Consider the following 14,510-nt stretch of genomic DNA (forward strand, 5'->3'; position numbering starts at 1 on the left):
TTGATGGGTAAGAGCGGGGTCGTTCGAATACTGGCATTGTCGGGCAGCGCGCTCGGCCTGGGCCTGGCTGCCGCTCCGGCGCATGCGGACACGCTGCAGGAAGCGCTGACCGATGCCTATTACAACAATCCCATCCTCGAAGCCGCGCGTGCAGGCCAGCGCGCGACCGACGAGAACGTGCAAATCGAGCGCGCCTCGGGCCTTCCTTCGGTCGAAGGCACGGCGGCCGTCACCGAGTTCATCAAGCAGCGCTCGACCAGCTTCTTCACGCCGCAGCGCGCGCTGACCGCAGGTGTCGACCTCGGCGTACCGATTTATTCTGGCGGCGCGGTGAAGAACTCGGTCGCCGCCGCCAAGGAACGCGTCGAGGCGGGCCGTGCAGACCTGCGCGGCACGGAAAGCGCCATTTTCACGCAGGTCGTTGCGGCCTATATGGACGTGCTGCGCGGCCAAGCGCTGGTCTCGCTTTCCACCAACCAGGTCGATGTGCTCGGCGTGAACGCGCAGGCGACCAGCGACCGTTTCGAAATCGGCGACCTTACCCGCACCGATGTTGCCCAGTCGCAGGCGCGGCTTGCGCTGGCAGAGGGCGATTTGCGCAGCGCCGAGGCCAATCTCATTGCCGCGCGCGAGGATTATATCGCGCTTGTCGGCGAGGCGCCGACCAACCTCCAGCCGCCACCGCCGCTTCCGGGCCTGCCCGACAGCGCCGCAGAAGCTGTCGATGTTGCGCTGGAAAACAATCCCGACCTCATCGCCGCTCGCGAACGCGCTTCTGCAGCCGGTTACGATATCGAGGTTGCAGGCTCCAGCCGCCTCCCCCGGGTCTCGGTCTTCGCGGGATATGACTACGACAATTACCTCGGCTCGATAGCCGACGGCCCTCTCGATCCGTCGGACCCAACCAGTCCCGTCGTCCCGAGCGACCAGTCTGCCACTGCCGCCTCGGCCGGCGTATCTTTGCGAGTCCCCCTTTTCCAGGGCGGCCGCCCAGCAGCCCTTCAGCGGCAGGCGACTGCCCGCGCCACGGCAGCGCTCGAGCAGGTGATTGCGGCAGAGCGCGACGTCATTGCGCAGGTCCGCTCGGCCTATTCGAGCTGGCAGGCGAGCCTTGCCATCATCGAAAGCTCGCAGACCGCCGTATCGGCCGCCGAACTCAGCCTCGAAGGCGTTCGGGCGGAGAATTCCATCGGCAATCGCACCATTCTCGACGTGCTGAATGCAGAGCAGGAATTGCTGCAATCGCGCGTCCAGCTCGTGACCGCTCGCCGCAATGCCTATGTCGCGGGTTTCTCGCTGCTTGCCGCCATGGGCCGCGCCGAGGCACGCGACCTTGGTCTTGCGGGCGAAGGCGTGCTCTACGACCCTATCGACAATTACGAGCGCGTGAGCGGCAGCATCTGGGACTGGGACCGCGACCCGGCACCCGAGGCCAGCACCTCGCGCACGGTCGACGTCCCTGCACAGGACGCGAGCATTCCGGCGATTGAAGAACAGACCGTTACGCCGTAGCACTGGTCGCAGTCCCGATTCGGGATTGGGCAACAGGCAGGGCGTAAACGGCATGCAACACCACGGCGAACCCTCGGTCGAAGAGATCCTCGACTCCATCAAGAAGGTTATCGCGCGCGACAGCGAAGTGCGCACGCAGGCCACGCAGCGCCGCCGCGGACTGATTGCCGGCGGTGCCGAACCTGCCGATGCCGACGAAGCCGAAGACGTGCTCGAACTGGGCGCAGGGCTGGGCGAAGAACTCATCCTCGAAGACGATGCCAGCCTCGATGCCGCTTTCGGAGAAGAGCCGGGCGAAGACGAAATCGAGGAAGAGGGCCTCATCGCCGATGCCACCCGCAGTGCGATGCAGCAGAACTTCGCCGCGCTGACCATGCTCGCCAAGCCTGGCAAGCAGCCGCAAATCGTGCGTCAGGGCGAAACCTCGCTTGAAGGCATGGTACGCGAGATGCTGCGCCCGATGCTCGCCAAATGGCTCGACGAAAACCTGCCGGGCATGGTCGAGGAACTGGTGAAGGCCGAAATCGCGCGTATTGCGGGCAAGAAGCGCTAAAACTCTTATCAAGCCCAGCATGCCGCGCTACACCGCGCAGCCATGACAGCACGCATCCGGGTCGCCGCCCCGCTCGCCAGCGCCTTCGCGCTCCTTGCCACCCCGCTCGCCGCCGAAGAGGCGCGTGCGCCGATGCAGGCGGAAGACCTCGTCACCATGCCGCGGCTGGGCAGCCCGACGGTCTCGCCCGACGGGACGATGGCGGTCTATTCGGTGACCACCACCGACAGCGAAACCTACGCGCGCTCGGGCCAGCTTTATGTCCGCTCGCTCGCCGACACGGACGCAAAGCCTGTCGCGCTCGACCTCAAGGGTTCCTCGACCAGCTTCGGCGGCGACGGCTGGCTCTATTTCATTGCGCCGGGCGAAGGCAGCGACGCCTCGCAGGTCTGGCGCGCCAAGGTCGGCGCGAATGGCTCGATCAGCGGAAAATCGCAGGTCACCTACATTGCGCGCGGCGTAAACGGCTATCACGTACCGCGCGATGGCACGAAAATCGCCATCTGGACCGATATTGCGCGCAGCTGTCTCGAAATCGACTGCGACGATAGCGCGAAGGCCTATGCGCCGGGTCCGGGCGATGGCCGCCTGTTCAATTCCGAGGACGGCTTCTTCCGCCACTGGGACAGCTGGGAAACTCCCGGCACCTACAGCCGGGTGTTCGCCTTCCCGCTCGAGAACGGACGCGCCACCGGCAAGGGAATCGCGGTCGATGGCCCGCTGGGCGCAGGCGGGCCGAGCGGTGACACGCCGAGCGCACCCTTTGGCGGGGGCGAGGACATCGCCTGGGCGCCTGACGGCTCGGGCCTCTACTTCGCGGCGCGCGAAGCGGACGGAAACGAGCCGCACAATGTCAATTTCGACATCTGGTGGAGCGATTTGTCGGGAGGTGCGCCGGTCAATCTAACGCAAGCCAACGAAGCGCTCGACATGCTGCCGACGCCTTCGCCCGACGGACAGTACCTCGCCTATGTCGCGATGGCGCGGCCGGGCTACGAGGCGGACCGCCAGGTGGTCATGCTGCGCGACCTCAAAAGCGGCGTCACCACCGCTCTGACGCAGGATTTCGACCGGAGCTTCGGCAGCCTCGCCTGGACCCCCGATTCGCGCTGGCTGGTCGGCACGGCGCAGGACGTGCTCGACACGCCCGCCTTCCGCATCGACCCGCGCAGCGGCGAAGTCGAGCGCCTCGACCTGATGGCGGGCAACGAAGCGCATCTCGGCAATATCACCCCGCTGGCGAGCGGCGATGTGCTCTTCACCCGCGATTCCATCGGCGCGCCGAGCGAACTCTTCCTCTCGAAGAACTGGGAAATGGCCGAGCCGCTGACACAGGTCGCGACCCCCACCATCGGCAAGTTCGCCCCCGTCGTGGTCGAGCGCTTCAGCTTTGCCGGCGCCAATGGCGACACGGTCTGGGGCCAGATTACCAAGCTCGAAGGCCACGAGGGCCAGATGCCCGCCATCCTCTACGTCCACGGCGGGCCGCAGGGTTCCTTCAACGACGGCTGGTCAAGCCGCTGGAACCCGCGCGTCGTTGCCAGCCAGGGCTATGCGGTCATCTCGGTCGATTTCCACGGTTCGACCGGCTACGGGCAGGCCTTCACCGACAGCATCAATGGCGACTGGGGCGGCAAGCCGCTCGAAGACCTGAAGCTGGGCCTCGCCGCCGCGCTCGAGCGTGACGAGCAGATCGACGGCAGCCGCGCCTGCGCCATGGGGGCGAGCTACGGCGGCTACATGATGAACTGGATCGCCGGAAACTGGCCCGACCGCTTCGATTGCCTCGTCCAGCACGACGGCCTCTTCGACATGCGCAGCTTCTACTACACCACCGAGGAACTGTGGTTTCCCAAGTGGGACTTCGGCGGCAGCTATGCCGAGAACCCGGACAGCTACGAGCGCTGGAACCCGGTGAATTACGTCGAGAACTGGAAGACTCCTATGCTCGTGATTGCGGGCGAGAAGGACTTCCGCGTGCCCTATACGCAGGGCCTCGCCAGCTTCACCGCGTTGCAGGAACAGGGCGTGCCTGCGCAGTTGCTCGTCTTTCCCGAGGAGAACCACTGGGTGCTCGGTGCGAAGAACTCGCTGCAGTGGCACAACACGGTCTTCACCTGGCTCGACCGCTGGCTGAAGCCGGATGAGTAAGAAGGGCCTCGAAAAGGCGCAAAAAGCCCTCGCCAAGATTGGCGGCGAGGAGGTGGAACGGCAGATTTTCCTCTGCGCGGTTAGCGAAAAGCAGAAATGCTGCTCACGCGAGGACGGAAAGGCTGCGTGGAACTACCTCAAGAAGCGGCTCAAGGAATTGAAGCTTGTCGGGCGTGGCGGCACGGTGCAGCGGACCAAGGCCGACTGCCTGCAGATCTGCGCGCATGGCCCGATCGCCGTCGTCTGGCCGGAGAACGTCTGGTACCATTCCTGCGACGAGGAAGTGCTCGAAGCCATCATCCAGCGCCACCTCATCGGCGGCGTGCCGGTCGAGGAATACCGTCTGCGCGGGATGGAGGACGCCTAGTCCTCGTCCACCGAATTGTCGGGCAATTTGTTGTCGACCGCATCGTCATGCCCCGTGCCTGACGAGAGGAACATCAGCCCCATCAGCGCGCTCGCCAGCAGCATGGTGAAACCGATACCCAGCGCGGTCGCGATGTAGAAGTGGACCGAAACCTCCTCGAACTTCCACAGAAGTGCCATCGCAATCGCCACGATCCCCACCGTGAGCAGGAACATGAAACGCATGATGCGACGGAAGCGGGCCCAGGCGAAGGCAGCGGCTTCGGGGTCGTCGAGGGGGGATTTGCTGACCATTGGCGCCCTCATGCGCCTGTGCGCGGCGGCTTTCAACACCGCGCCACACAACGGATTCGCCATTTCACGGGAAAAATGGCATTCTTCCTGTCTTGCGAAGAGGAGGCAGCATGCAGATCGGCAAGCTCATAGAAGGCCGCGCCAGTTCGGATATTATCTCGGTCAATGTCGACCAGCCCGTGCGCGAGGCGGTCGGCTTGCTGGCCTCGAAACGCATCGGCGCCCTCCCGGTGATGGCGGGCGGCCAGGTAGCCGGTATCTTCTCCGAACGCGACGTCATCTATCGGCTGGCGGAAGAGGGCCAGTCGTGCCTCGATCGGCCGCTTGGCGAGGTTATGACTTCTCCCGCGATTACCGTCGACCGGACGACCTCGGCCAACCAGGCACTCGCGCTGATGACGAAGCGTCGTATCCGTCACCTGCCCGTCGTCGAAGGCGGCGCGATGTGCGGCTTCATCTCGATCGGGGACCTCGTCAAATCGCGCATGGACGAGGTGCAGCACGAGGCCGATGCGATGCGCGATTACATCGCCCACGCTTGAGCCGCGCGCCCGCGCTCCCTACATCGCCACCATGGCCGAAATGCTCACCCTGACCGAGGCAGCCGCCAAGCGCGTTGCCGCCATCGCCGAGAAACAGGCGAAACCCGCCATCCTGCGCCTGTCGGTGGAGGGCGGGGGCTGTTCCGGCTTTCAATACAAATTCGACCTCGCCGAAAGCGCCGAGGGTGACGATTCGGTGAGCGATACCGATGGCGTGAAGCTGGTGGTCGACCCGGTCAGCCTCGACCTCGTGGCAGGAAGCGTGGTCGATTTCGTCGAATCTTTGGGCGGTGCGGCATTCCGCGTCGAGAATCCCAATGCGGCCGCTGGATGCGGCTGCGGCTCGAGTTTCGGGATTTAAGTTAGACCCGGGCGGCTGCTTGGGGCATGGGTCCTTCCATGCGTATTGCAACCTTCAACATCAACGGCATCAAGGCGCGCTTGCCGCGTCTCCTGGAATGGCTCGAGGAAACCCGGCCCACCGTCGCCTGCCTGCAGGAAATCAAGACGATGGACGAGGGCTTTCCCGCGGAGGAATTCGAGAAAATCGGCTATCACGCCATCTGGCACGGCCAGAAGAGCTTCAACGGCGTCGCCATCCTTGCCGACGGTGAGAAACCGAAGGAAATCCAGCGCGGACTGGGTATCGACGGCCCCAGGGACGGCGAGGGCGAGCAGGCACGCTATCTCGAAGCCGAGGTGAAGGGCCTGCGCATCTGCAACCTCTACCTGCCCAACGGCAACCCGCATCCCGGGCCCAAGTTCGACTACAAGCTGGCGTGGATGGAAAAGCTGCGCGCGCGCATGCACGACATCTGGGCCGAGGAAGTGCCCGCCGTTGTGCTCGGCGATTTCAACGTCATTCCCGAAGACAAGGATGTCTGGTCACCCAAGGCCATGGCGAGCGATGCGCTGATGCAGCCCGAAAGCCGCGATGCCTACAAGCGCATGCTGGCGGACGGATGGACCGACGCCATCGACACGCTAAACCCTCGCGGCGGCGTGTGGACCTATTGGGATTACCAGGCCGGTGCATGGCAACGCGACCGTGGCTTCCGCATCGACCACCTCCTGCTCTCGCCCGAGCTGGCCGACCGGATGACTGCGGCTGGTGTGGACAAGGAATATCGCGGGCGCGAGAAGTCTTCCGACCACACGCCCGTCTGGGTCGAAATCCGCGACTGACCCACAACGAAAGAGGGCGCCGCACGACGCGACGCCCTCCCGAACTCCATCCAGCCGGTATCAGCGGTAGAAGATGTGTGTCTTGATCGCCGCGCGGCGCGTTTTCTTGCGCGCCCAGCCCGGCTTTACGTAGGTTGCGTGGAAATAAAGCGAATCCTGCGCCTCGCTGTCCCACAGGCCCTGATGGGCGATGCGGGCAATTGCGGTCGCGCGCTTCCATGCGTCGGTGCCGGTCTTGATGCGCGGCATGGTGCCGCCACGCACGAAGCTGAACTGCGCGCGCTGGTAAACCACGCCGCAATAGCTTTCGGGGAAACGGCTCGATTCCGAGCGGTTGATGACGACCTGCGCCACGGCCAGCTGGCCCGACAGCGGCTCGCCGCGCGATTCGAAATAGACGGCGCCTGCAAGGCAGCGCATCTCGTCGGAAAGCTCACCCGCAGCAGGCATGGCCGCGACGAGTTCGCGCAGGCTATTGGCCTCGGGGGCTGGAATTTCTGGGTTGGCTTCCTCGGGAAGCTCCTGGACCACTTCTTCGCTGACGAAGACGGGCATCACCTCGGTGGTGAGCGGTGCGTCTTCAGTGGTAGTCAGTTCTTGTGTCTGGGCGGCGGCCTGGGCCACCTCTGCGCCGGTTTCTTCCGCACCGGCAAAGCTTGCAATCATAGTCGCGGCGCCTGCCGCGATACCAATCAGAGACTTTCGCATGTTTTCCGCTTATTGGGCGGTGAGTAGCTGTCGCAGGCTGGGAACCGGTGCGCGTTACTGGCGTCTGGTAGAACTTGGTTCCTTTAGCGGGCCTGCCGCTTGCTCCCCGTCTGCGTGCTAGTCCATCGACCCCATTGCCAATCGGACCGCCTGCGCATCGAAGCTGGGGCTGCAAATAGTCACATTTGAAACCGCGTCAAGTTAACGCGAGGATGAATCTATCAGCCGTTCCACATCGGGACCGTCGAGTTCGACGAACCAGCAGTCGGGGTCTTGACGTTGCCGCCGCGCCACATATTCGTCAAATTCCTGCGGATTTTCAACATCTTGCTCGCGGGTGCAGGTGTAGCGGCGGGAGCCGTCGAGTTGCGGCATGCGCTCCCAAAACCGGGTATTATTGCCACTATGAGTGGTTAATATCACGATGCTCCCGGCATCGTATTCACCCTTTTGGAGTACCATTCCGAAGCCGCCGAGGCCCTGAACCAGCTTCAACAATCCTCCGACTTCAAGGTGGGCAGGCAGCCGCCCCTCCTCGCTCATGCGGAATACCCATCGAGGCTGGAGAGGGGGATGCGCGATTTCATGAAGGTGCCGGTTCCGCGGCCGATCTCATCGCCCTCGGCATCGACCAGCCGCGATTCTGCAACGAAGACCCGGCGGCGGCCGCTCACCCAGCGTCCCTCGGCGACCACTTTCCCCTCGCGCACGGGCTTGGTGAAATGGAGGTTGAAGCTGGTGGTGAGCAGGAAGCGGTCGGTCACCAACGTGTTCGCCGCATAAAAAGCGGCATCGTCGAGCATCTTGAAATAGATCGTGCCATGCGCAGCGCCCGCCGCATGATAGGCGCTCTCGGTCACTTCGAAGGTAATGCGCGAGCGCCCCTCACCGGTCACTTCCAGCGCGGAATCGAACATCGCATTGACCGGGGCGGAGGCATAAAGGCTTTCCAATGCGCGCCAGTGCGTCTCGGCTCCGCTGCTTGCCGCCCCGTTCATCGCTGAAATCCGTCCGTCCTTTGCCTAACCGCGCGGTTCGACCCAGCCGATCGAACCATCGGCGCGGCGATAGACCATATTATGCGCTTCGGTAGCCCCGTTCTTGAAAAACAGCGCATTGGCGTTCTGCAGGTCGAGCAGCATCACCGCATCGGCGACAGAACATTCGGGGATGAGCGCGCTGGTTTCGGCAATCACCGGGGGGCTGTCGTGATCGACCTCCTCCTCGGTATCGGGTTCGGGCGCGGCGAAGATGGTGTAGGCCGCTTCCTGTTCGCGCATCGCGTGGTCGGCCTGTTCGTGGCGGTCCTTGATGCGGCGCTTGTAACGGCGAAGCTGCTTTTCGATTTTCGCCGCCGCCGCATCGAAGGCCTGGTGCACGTCATGCGCCTCGGCATGCCCCTTGAGGATGAGGCCCTGCATCACATGGGCGACGATGTCGGAGGAATAAGCCCCGCCAGCCGCCTTGCCGAAGGTGACGTGGCTGGAGATGGCGCGGTTGAAATACTTTTCGACGATGCCCTGCATTCGGTCTTCGACATGGGTCTGCAAGGCTGCGCCGGTGTCGATCTGATGGCCAGAAACACGGATATCCATGAAGTATCTCTCCTTACAATCGCGCCCTAAACATGGCCAGCCCCGTCTGCCGGATGATGTGCGCGGGACATCTACCCCCAGAGAGGGTTTTCTATCCCGGCCATGAATTCCCTGTGCCGTGCGAGCTCGTCCGGCGTGGGCGAATGCGGCCTTGCCTCGCGCCGGGGACCCTCTGGTGCCTTGCGCACGGCGACGAGCTCCTTCGGGGCTTCGGCAGCGGCCGCCTCGGCTGCCAGTTCGAGCCCGATCTGGCGCCCGCCCTTCAGTTCGACATAGACCTGCGCCAGCAATTCGGCATCGAGCAGCGCGCCGTGCTTCACACGGTGGCTGCGGTCGATTCCATAGCGTGTACACAGCGCGTCGAGCGAGAGTTTCGCGCCCGGATGGCGTTTCTTGGCGATTTGCACCGTGTCGACCATGCGGGTCATGCAGACGGGCTCGCTGCCGCACAGCGTCAGCTCGGCATTGAGAAAGCCAAAGTCGAAGCCGGCGTTGTGCGCGATGAGCGGCGCATCGCCGATAAAGTCGAGCAATTCCTGGAAGGTATCGCGGAACAGCGGCTTGTCCGACAGGAAGGCGGCGGAAAGACCATGCACGGCCTCCGCGCCTGCGGGCATGTCGCGTTCGGGATTGTAATAGGCGTGAAATGTCGCGCCGGTGGGCACGAGGTTGACCATTTCCACACAGCCGATTTCGACCATCCGGTCCCCCGTCTTGGGGTCGAGGCCGGTGGTTTCGGTGTCGAAAACAATCTCGCGCATTGCGTAATCTATCGGACTCAATGCGGCAGATTACAAGGGGGTTGGATTCCCTATTTCCTCGCGCAGGGATGCTATGAGGGAGAGCACCTCGTCCTCGGTTTCGGCAAGCGACTGGCCGGTATCGATGATGTGGTCGGCCCGTTCGCGCTTTTCGGCATCGGGCGTCTGCAGCGAGAGGATATGGGCGAATTTCTCGGGCGTCATGTCGGGCCGGGCGAGCACCCGCCGGCGCTGGACCTCTGCCGGGGCGGAGACGACCACGACGCGGTCGACTGCCGCATGGCCGCCTTTCTCAAACAATAACGGGATATCGAACACGACGAAGGGCGCGCCGAAATGTTCGAGCAGGAAGGCCTCGCGTTTCGCTGCCACGGCGGGATGGACGATGGCTTCGAGCCGCGCGAGCGCCTCCTTGTCGCCGAAGACCTGCTTGCCGAGCTTGTCGCGCAAAACCCCGGTTTCGTCGGTGCTGCCCGGAAATTCCGCCTCAATGGCCGTGACCAGCTCGCCGTCCGCTCCCTGCATTGCGCGGACCTCGGCATCGGCATCGAAGACCGGCACGCTCGCTGCCTCGAACATCGCCGCGACGGTCGATTTGCCCATGCCGATGGAGCCGGTGAGCCCGATGATGAGCGGTTTTGTCATGCCATGAGCCTCGCGCGCAATTCGTCATCATGTCCGCGCGGTGGCTCTTCGCCGAAGAAGTGGGTGAAGGCCGCAGCGGCCTGCCCGATGAGCATGGAAAGGCCGTCGATGGTCTCGAAGCCCGCCTCGCGCGCCGATTTCAGGAAGTCGGTCTCCACCGGGTCGGTGACAATGTCATAAGCAATGGAGCCGGGCGGGGCATGGCTCCAGTCGAAGGCGAGCGGAGGCTGTCCGCGCATGCCTAGCGGGCTGGCGTTGACGACAAGGTCGCAGCAGCCCTCGCGGTCGTCGAAGGCGAAATCGGTGGCTTTCGCGAAGTGGGCGAGGGGGGCAGTGTGGTGTTCGCCCTCGGCGAGTTCATCGAGCAGCTCGCGTGCTTTTTCCGGATCGCGGCCAGCGAGCACGAGGGTGAAACCTTCTGCGCTCAGCCCTGCGACAATCGCCCGCGCTGCGCCGCCCGTGCCGAGCACGCGCGCCATGCGGAAATAGTGCTGCTTGCGAAGCCGCTGCTGCAGAGGTTCGAGGAAACCCGCGACGTCGGTGTTGCGCCCGACGAGCTTGCCGTCTTTCGCACGGTGGATGGTGTTCACCGCGCCGACGCGCTTCGCCAGCGGCTCCAGCCGGTCGACCAAGGCAAGGACGGCCTGCTTGTGCGGCATGGTGACATTGCACCCGCGCCACTCCGTGTCCTCGCGGCGCGCGGCGATATATTCCGCCAGCCCGTCGGTGGTCACATGATGCGCGCGGTATTCGGCATCGAGCCCGAGCTTCTCGAGCCAGAAGGTATGAATGGCAGGCGATTTCGACTGCGCAATCGGATCGCCGATAACTTCCGCGTAAATCGTCACGAGGCGAGCACGCCTTCCTCGCGCAGGGCATCCAGCACCTGCAAGAGCGGCATGCCGAGCACGGTGAACTGGTCGCCCATAATGCTCTCGAACAATTGCACGCCCGGCCCTTCGATGCGAAAGACACCGACGCAATAGGAGACTTCGGGCCATTCCGCGTCGAGATAGGTTTCGATAAATTCCTCGCTCAATTCGCGCACCCTGAGGCGGGCGAAATCCGAGCCGACCCACACAATCTGCCTGTCCCGCGCCAGCGCCGCCGCGCTGTGGAGCGTCATCACCTTGCCCGAGAAGAAGCGCAAATGTTCGGCCGCCTGTTCGCGGTTCGCGGGCTTGTCGAAACGCCGCCCGTCGACCTCGACCAGCGAGTCGCTGCCGAGCACAACGCGGCTGTCCGAAACCGCCGCAGCCTTCGCCGCCGCCAGCGCCTGCGCGACTTCGGCGGGCTCGGCCCCGTCCATTTCAGCCTCGAGCGCGCGCTCGTCGACATCCGCGCCGCGCGCTTCGAAGGCCACGCCCGCGGCCTCCAGCATCGCCTTGCGCGAGGCGGAATTGGACGCGAGCACGATGCCGCTGCCCGACAATGCACTCATATCGCCTTCACTCCCTCGAAATCGCCGCCCTCTTTCGACTGCCGCTCCTGGTAGAGGCGAATGATCGCCGCGGCCGTCTCCTCGATCGAGCGGCGGGTCACGTCGATGACCGGCCAGCCATTGTCGGCGAACATGCGGCGGGCGAAGGCCACCTCGCTTTTCACGCGTTCGTTGTCGACATAAGCGGTCTGCGCTTTTTCGTTCAGCGTCAGCAGGCGGTTGCGGCGGATTTGCACCAGCCGCTCGGGCGCTGTGGTGAGGCCGACGACCATCGGGTTTCTCAGCTGGTAAAGGTTGGGCGGCGGCGGGCTTTCCACCACCAGCGGGATATTGGCGACCTTGTAGCCGCGGTTGGCGAGGTAGATGCTGGTCGGCGTTTTCGAACTGCGCGAGACGCCCGCGAGCAGGATATCGGCCTCCTCCCAGTTTTCCCAGCCGATCCCGTCGTCATGCGCGATGGTGAACTGGATGGCCTCGACACGCTCGAAATAGGCCTTGTCCATCTGGTGCTGGCGACCGGGGCGACCATGCGCTTCCTGCCCCAAAGCCTTTTCCAGCGCCTCGGTCACGCGGTCGAGGATGGGCACGGCCGGCAGGCCGTTCTGCGCGCACACCTCTTCCAGCCGCGCACGTGCCTCGGCATTCACCAGTGTGAAGAGGACAAGACCCGGGTTAGCCTTGAGTTCGGGGACGATGCGGTCAAGGTGCTGCTTGCTCCTGACCATGGGCCAGAAATGGCGCACGACATGGGCATCGTCGAACTGCGCGAGCGCTGCTTTGGCAAGCATTTCCAGTGTTTCGCCGGTGCTGTCGGAGAGCAAATGGAGGTGGATACGATCGGGGATGAGGGCCTCGTCTCGGGCTTGTGGACAGCTTCGGGATAAACCACGGGACAGGTCTGGCGACAAGTTCGGTGATGAATTCCCTCCCCGTTACGAGTCAGCTTCGGGGGTGATTCCCGCACAGCAAGGCCTGAGTTTTACAGCGGCTGGGAACAGTGGGGACAAGTTTGACTCGACTCAACTGAATCCACGAGTCGCAAATGACCCGAAATGCTTCCATCGCGCCAACTTTTCGGGCAGGGGCCACTTGTGCCCGATATCCACAGGGCCAACAGACTCCATCAATCCTTTAAATAACTAGGTATTATTGGACTCCTGAATGCCCGGTCTCCTTCTCGACACGCTGAACGGCGCGCCAAGCGCCAAGGTCCCTCTCTGGCTCATGCGCCAGGCAGGTCGGTACCTTCCCGAATATCGCGAGCTGCGCGCGAGCAAGGGCGGATTCCTCGAACTCGCCTATGACAGCGAGGCAGCCTGCGAGGTGACCTTGCAGCCGATCGACCGTTTCGGCTTCGACGGGGCGATCCTGTTTTCGGATATCCTGATTGTCCCGCACGCGCTGGGCCAGAAGCTCGAATTCCTGGCGGGCGAGGGGCCCAAGCTCTCGCCGCGGCTTGTCGATGCCACGCTTGAATCGCTCGCTCCCGCACCCGAGTGCTACGAGCCGATTTACGAAACCGTGCGCCTGTGCCGCAAGCGCCTGCCCGAAGGTGTGACCATGCTGGGCTTTGCGGGAAGTCCCTGGACCGTGGCGACCTACATGGTCGCAGGCGAAGGCAGTCGCGACCAGCACGAGGCGAGGGCGCTTGCCTATCGCGACCCGGCCGCGCTGCAGGCGATTATCGATGCGATTGTCGAGCAGACCATTACCTACCTCTCCGGCCAGATTCAGGCCGGCGCCGAAGCAGTGCAGTTGTTCGATAGTTGGGCGGGCAGCCTTGCACCGGACGAGTTCGAGAAGTGGGTCATTGCTCCCAATGCGCGGATCATCGCTGCATTGGCCGAAATGCATCCCGATACCCCGGTCATCGGTTTTCCCAAGGGTTCGGGCGAGAAGCTTCCAGCCTATGCGCGCGAGACGGGCGTGAAGGCTGTCGGGGTGGACGAGACGCTGGACCCGCGCTGGGTCGCACGCGAATTGCCCGATGGCATGCCGGTGCAGGGCAATCTCGACCCGTTGCTGCTGCTCGCAGGCTCGGACGAGCTTGAAAAGCGTGTCGCCGCCATCCTCGAAGCCTTTGCGGGCCGTCCGCATGTCTTCAATCTCGGCCATGGCATCGACCGGCGCACGCCGATTGCGCATGTCGAGCGGCTGATTGCCGCCGTGCGCGGATGGCAGGGGTGAAAATCTGCGCGCGGCCTCCTAAGTTGCGCGCATGCAGGATGTGCTTGTCATGACCTACCTCTGGCTGAAGGCCGGCCACATCATCTTCATGGTCTTCTGGCTGGCGGGGCTCTTCATGCTCCCGCGGCAGATGATTTACCTTCACCCCGCGGCGCCGGAATCGGAAGAATCCGCGCTTTGGACCAAGCGCATGGGGCTGCTGCGCAAGGTCATCCTCACCCCAAGCATCATCGTGGTGTGGATTTTAGGCCTGCTGCTGGCCCAAACGCTGCAAGTGTGGGGTGAGGGGTGGCTGCACGCCAAATTGTTGCTTGTCGTGCTTCTGAGCGGCTTCCACGGGCTTATGGTCGCCCAGTCGAAGAAGATGGCGGCGGGGGAACGTCCGCTCAGCGAGAAACAGCTGCGCATGTTCGGCGAGATTCCCGGCATATTGCTCGCGCTCATCGTCATCATGGTTGTGGTCAGGCCGTTCTGACACTCCGCCTGTCGCTTTGTGAATTGACGCGGACGCCGCGCGAATTTATTTGCACCCCACCTACCGGCTAGAGGCCCCGCGCATCTGACGGGGCC

19 protein-coding genes are annotated in these 14,510 nt (G+C 63.8%); 9 read left to right on the forward strand and 10 right to left on the reverse strand.

Annotated elements, in window-relative coordinates:
* Positions 1-3: 3 nt before the first annotated feature.
* From K3152_RS10745 to K3152_RS10760, 4 genes are read left to right on the forward strand one after another with little or no spacing between them, the layout of a single operon-like run.
* Complete coding sequence (locus K3152_RS10745; RefSeq protein WP_221574104.1) at positions 4-1,512, forward strand: TolC family outer membrane protein; 1,509 nt, start codon at positions 4-6, stop codon at positions 1,510-1,512.
* Positions 1,513-1,564: 52 nt separating this feature from the next.
* On the forward strand, positions 1,565-2,065 hold the full coding sequence (locus tag K3152_RS10750; protein WP_221574105.1) for a DUF2497 domain-containing protein: 501 nt from the start codon (positions 1,565-1,567) through the stop codon (positions 2,063-2,065).
* A gap of 42 nt (positions 2,066-2,107) precedes the next feature.
* Entirely contained in the window at positions 2,108-4,216 is a 2,109-nt protein-coding gene (locus K3152_RS10755) for an alpha/beta hydrolase family protein (protein ID WP_221574106.1), read from the forward strand.
* On the forward strand, positions 4,209-4,583 hold the full coding sequence (locus K3152_RS10760; RefSeq protein WP_221574107.1) for a (2Fe-2S) ferredoxin domain-containing protein: 375 nt from the start codon (positions 4,209-4,211) through the stop codon (positions 4,581-4,583). The genes K3152_RS10755 and K3152_RS10760 overlap by 8 nt, the downstream gene beginning before the upstream one ends.
* Here the strand turns inward: K3152_RS10760 and K3152_RS10765 are convergent.
* Positions 4,580-4,876, reverse strand: a complete 297-nt coding sequence (locus K3152_RS10765) for a hypothetical protein (RefSeq protein ID WP_221574108.1) — start codon at positions 4,874-4,876, stop codon at positions 4,580-4,582. The genes K3152_RS10760 and K3152_RS10765 overlap by 4 nt on opposite strands.
* A 110-nt stretch (positions 4,877-4,986) precedes the next feature.
* Between K3152_RS10765 and K3152_RS10770 the strand changes: the two genes are divergently transcribed.
* The 3 genes from K3152_RS10770 to xth are packed head-to-tail and all read left to right on the forward strand — an operon-like array spanning position 4,987 to position 6,603.
* Complete coding sequence (locus K3152_RS10770; protein ID WP_221574109.1) at positions 4,987-5,418, forward strand: CBS domain-containing protein; 432 nt, start codon at positions 4,987-4,989, stop codon at positions 5,416-5,418.
* A 31-nt stretch (positions 5,419-5,449) separates the two neighbouring features.
* A complete protein-coding gene (gene erpA / locus K3152_RS10775) occupies positions 5,450-5,779 on the forward strand; it encodes an iron-sulfur cluster insertion protein ErpA (protein WP_040964471.1) in 330 nt (109 codons plus the stop codon).
* 38 nt (positions 5,780-5,817) lie between these two features.
* Positions 5,818-6,603 carry an exodeoxyribonuclease III gene (xth, locus tag K3152_RS10780; RefSeq protein ID WP_221574110.1) on the forward strand — a complete coding sequence of 262 codons (786 nt, stop codon included), beginning with the start codon at positions 5,818-5,820 and terminating at the stop codon, positions 6,601-6,603.
* 60 nt (positions 6,604-6,663) lie between these two features.
* Here the strand turns inward: xth and K3152_RS10785 are convergent, their stop codons facing one another.
* The 9 genes from K3152_RS10785 to K3152_RS10820 form a co-directional block, all read right to left on the reverse strand.
* Positions 6,664-7,311, reverse strand: a complete 648-nt coding sequence (locus K3152_RS10785) for a cell wall hydrolase (RefSeq protein ID WP_247713348.1) — start codon at positions 7,309-7,311, stop codon at positions 6,664-6,666.
* Between the two features lie 201 nt (positions 7,312-7,512).
* Positions 7,513-7,854: a DUF1491 family protein gene (locus tag K3152_RS10790; RefSeq protein ID WP_221574111.1), complete on the reverse strand. Its 342-nt coding sequence runs from the start codon at positions 7,852-7,854 to the stop codon at positions 7,513-7,515.
* Positions 7,851-8,309, reverse strand: a complete 459-nt coding sequence (locus K3152_RS10795) for a PaaI family thioesterase (protein WP_221574112.1) — start codon at positions 8,307-8,309, stop codon at positions 7,851-7,853. The genes K3152_RS10790 and K3152_RS10795 overlap by 4 nt, the downstream gene beginning before the upstream one ends.
* Positions 8,310-8,333: 24 nt before the next feature.
* Positions 8,334-8,906: a ribosome hibernation-promoting factor, HPF/YfiA family gene (gene hpf, locus K3152_RS10800; RefSeq protein ID WP_221574113.1), complete on the reverse strand. Its 573-nt coding sequence runs from the start codon at positions 8,904-8,906 to the stop codon at positions 8,334-8,336.
* Positions 8,907-8,977: 71 nt separating this feature from the next.
* A complete protein-coding gene (dnaQ, locus tag K3152_RS10805; RefSeq protein ID WP_221574114.1) occupies positions 8,978-9,667 on the reverse strand; it encodes a DNA polymerase III subunit epsilon in 690 nt (229 codons plus the stop codon).
* A 30-nt stretch (positions 9,668-9,697) separates the two neighbouring features.
* Positions 9,698-10,312 carry a dephospho-CoA kinase gene (gene coaE / locus K3152_RS10810; protein ID WP_221574115.1) on the reverse strand — a complete coding sequence of 205 codons (615 nt, stop codon included), beginning with the start codon at positions 10,310-10,312 and terminating at the stop codon, positions 9,698-9,700.
* The gene (gene aroE, locus K3152_RS10815; protein ID WP_345719800.1) at positions 10,309-11,160 is read right to left on the reverse strand and encodes a shikimate dehydrogenase; all 852 of its coding nucleotides are present in this window, start codon (positions 11,158-11,160) and stop codon (positions 10,309-10,311) included. Before aroE ends, coaE begins: the two co-directional genes overlap by 4 nt.
* Positions 11,157-11,753 (reverse strand): Maf family protein, encoded by a 597-nt coding sequence (locus K3152_RS14165; protein ID WP_247713349.1) that lies wholly within the window; start codon positions 11,751-11,753, stop codon positions 11,157-11,159. Before K3152_RS14165 ends, aroE begins: the two co-directional genes overlap by 4 nt.
* Positions 11,750-12,541 (reverse strand): pyruvate, water dikinase regulatory protein, encoded by a 792-nt coding sequence (locus K3152_RS10820; RefSeq protein ID WP_247713350.1) that lies wholly within the window; start codon positions 12,539-12,541, stop codon positions 11,750-11,752. The genes K3152_RS14165 and K3152_RS10820 overlap by 4 nt, the downstream gene beginning before the upstream one ends.
* A 373-nt stretch (positions 12,542-12,914) precedes the next feature.
* Between K3152_RS10820 and hemE the strand changes: the two genes are divergently transcribed.
* Both hemE and K3152_RS10830 read left to right on the forward strand, forming a co-directional pair.
* Positions 12,915-13,940, forward strand: coding sequence for a uroporphyrinogen decarboxylase (gene hemE / locus K3152_RS10825; protein WP_221574117.1), 1,026 nt, complete (start codon positions 12,915-12,917; stop codon positions 13,938-13,940).
* Between the two features lie 31 nt (positions 13,941-13,971).
* On the forward strand, positions 13,972-14,415 hold the full coding sequence (locus tag K3152_RS10830) for a CopD family protein (protein WP_221574118.1): 444 nt from the start codon (positions 13,972-13,974) through the stop codon (positions 14,413-14,415).
* Positions 14,416-14,510 lie beyond the last annotated feature (95 nt).

The organism is Qipengyuania polymorpha, from assembly GCF_019711435.1.
Lineage (GTDB): Bacteria > Pseudomonadota > Alphaproteobacteria > Sphingomonadales > Sphingomonadaceae > Qipengyuania > Qipengyuania polymorpha.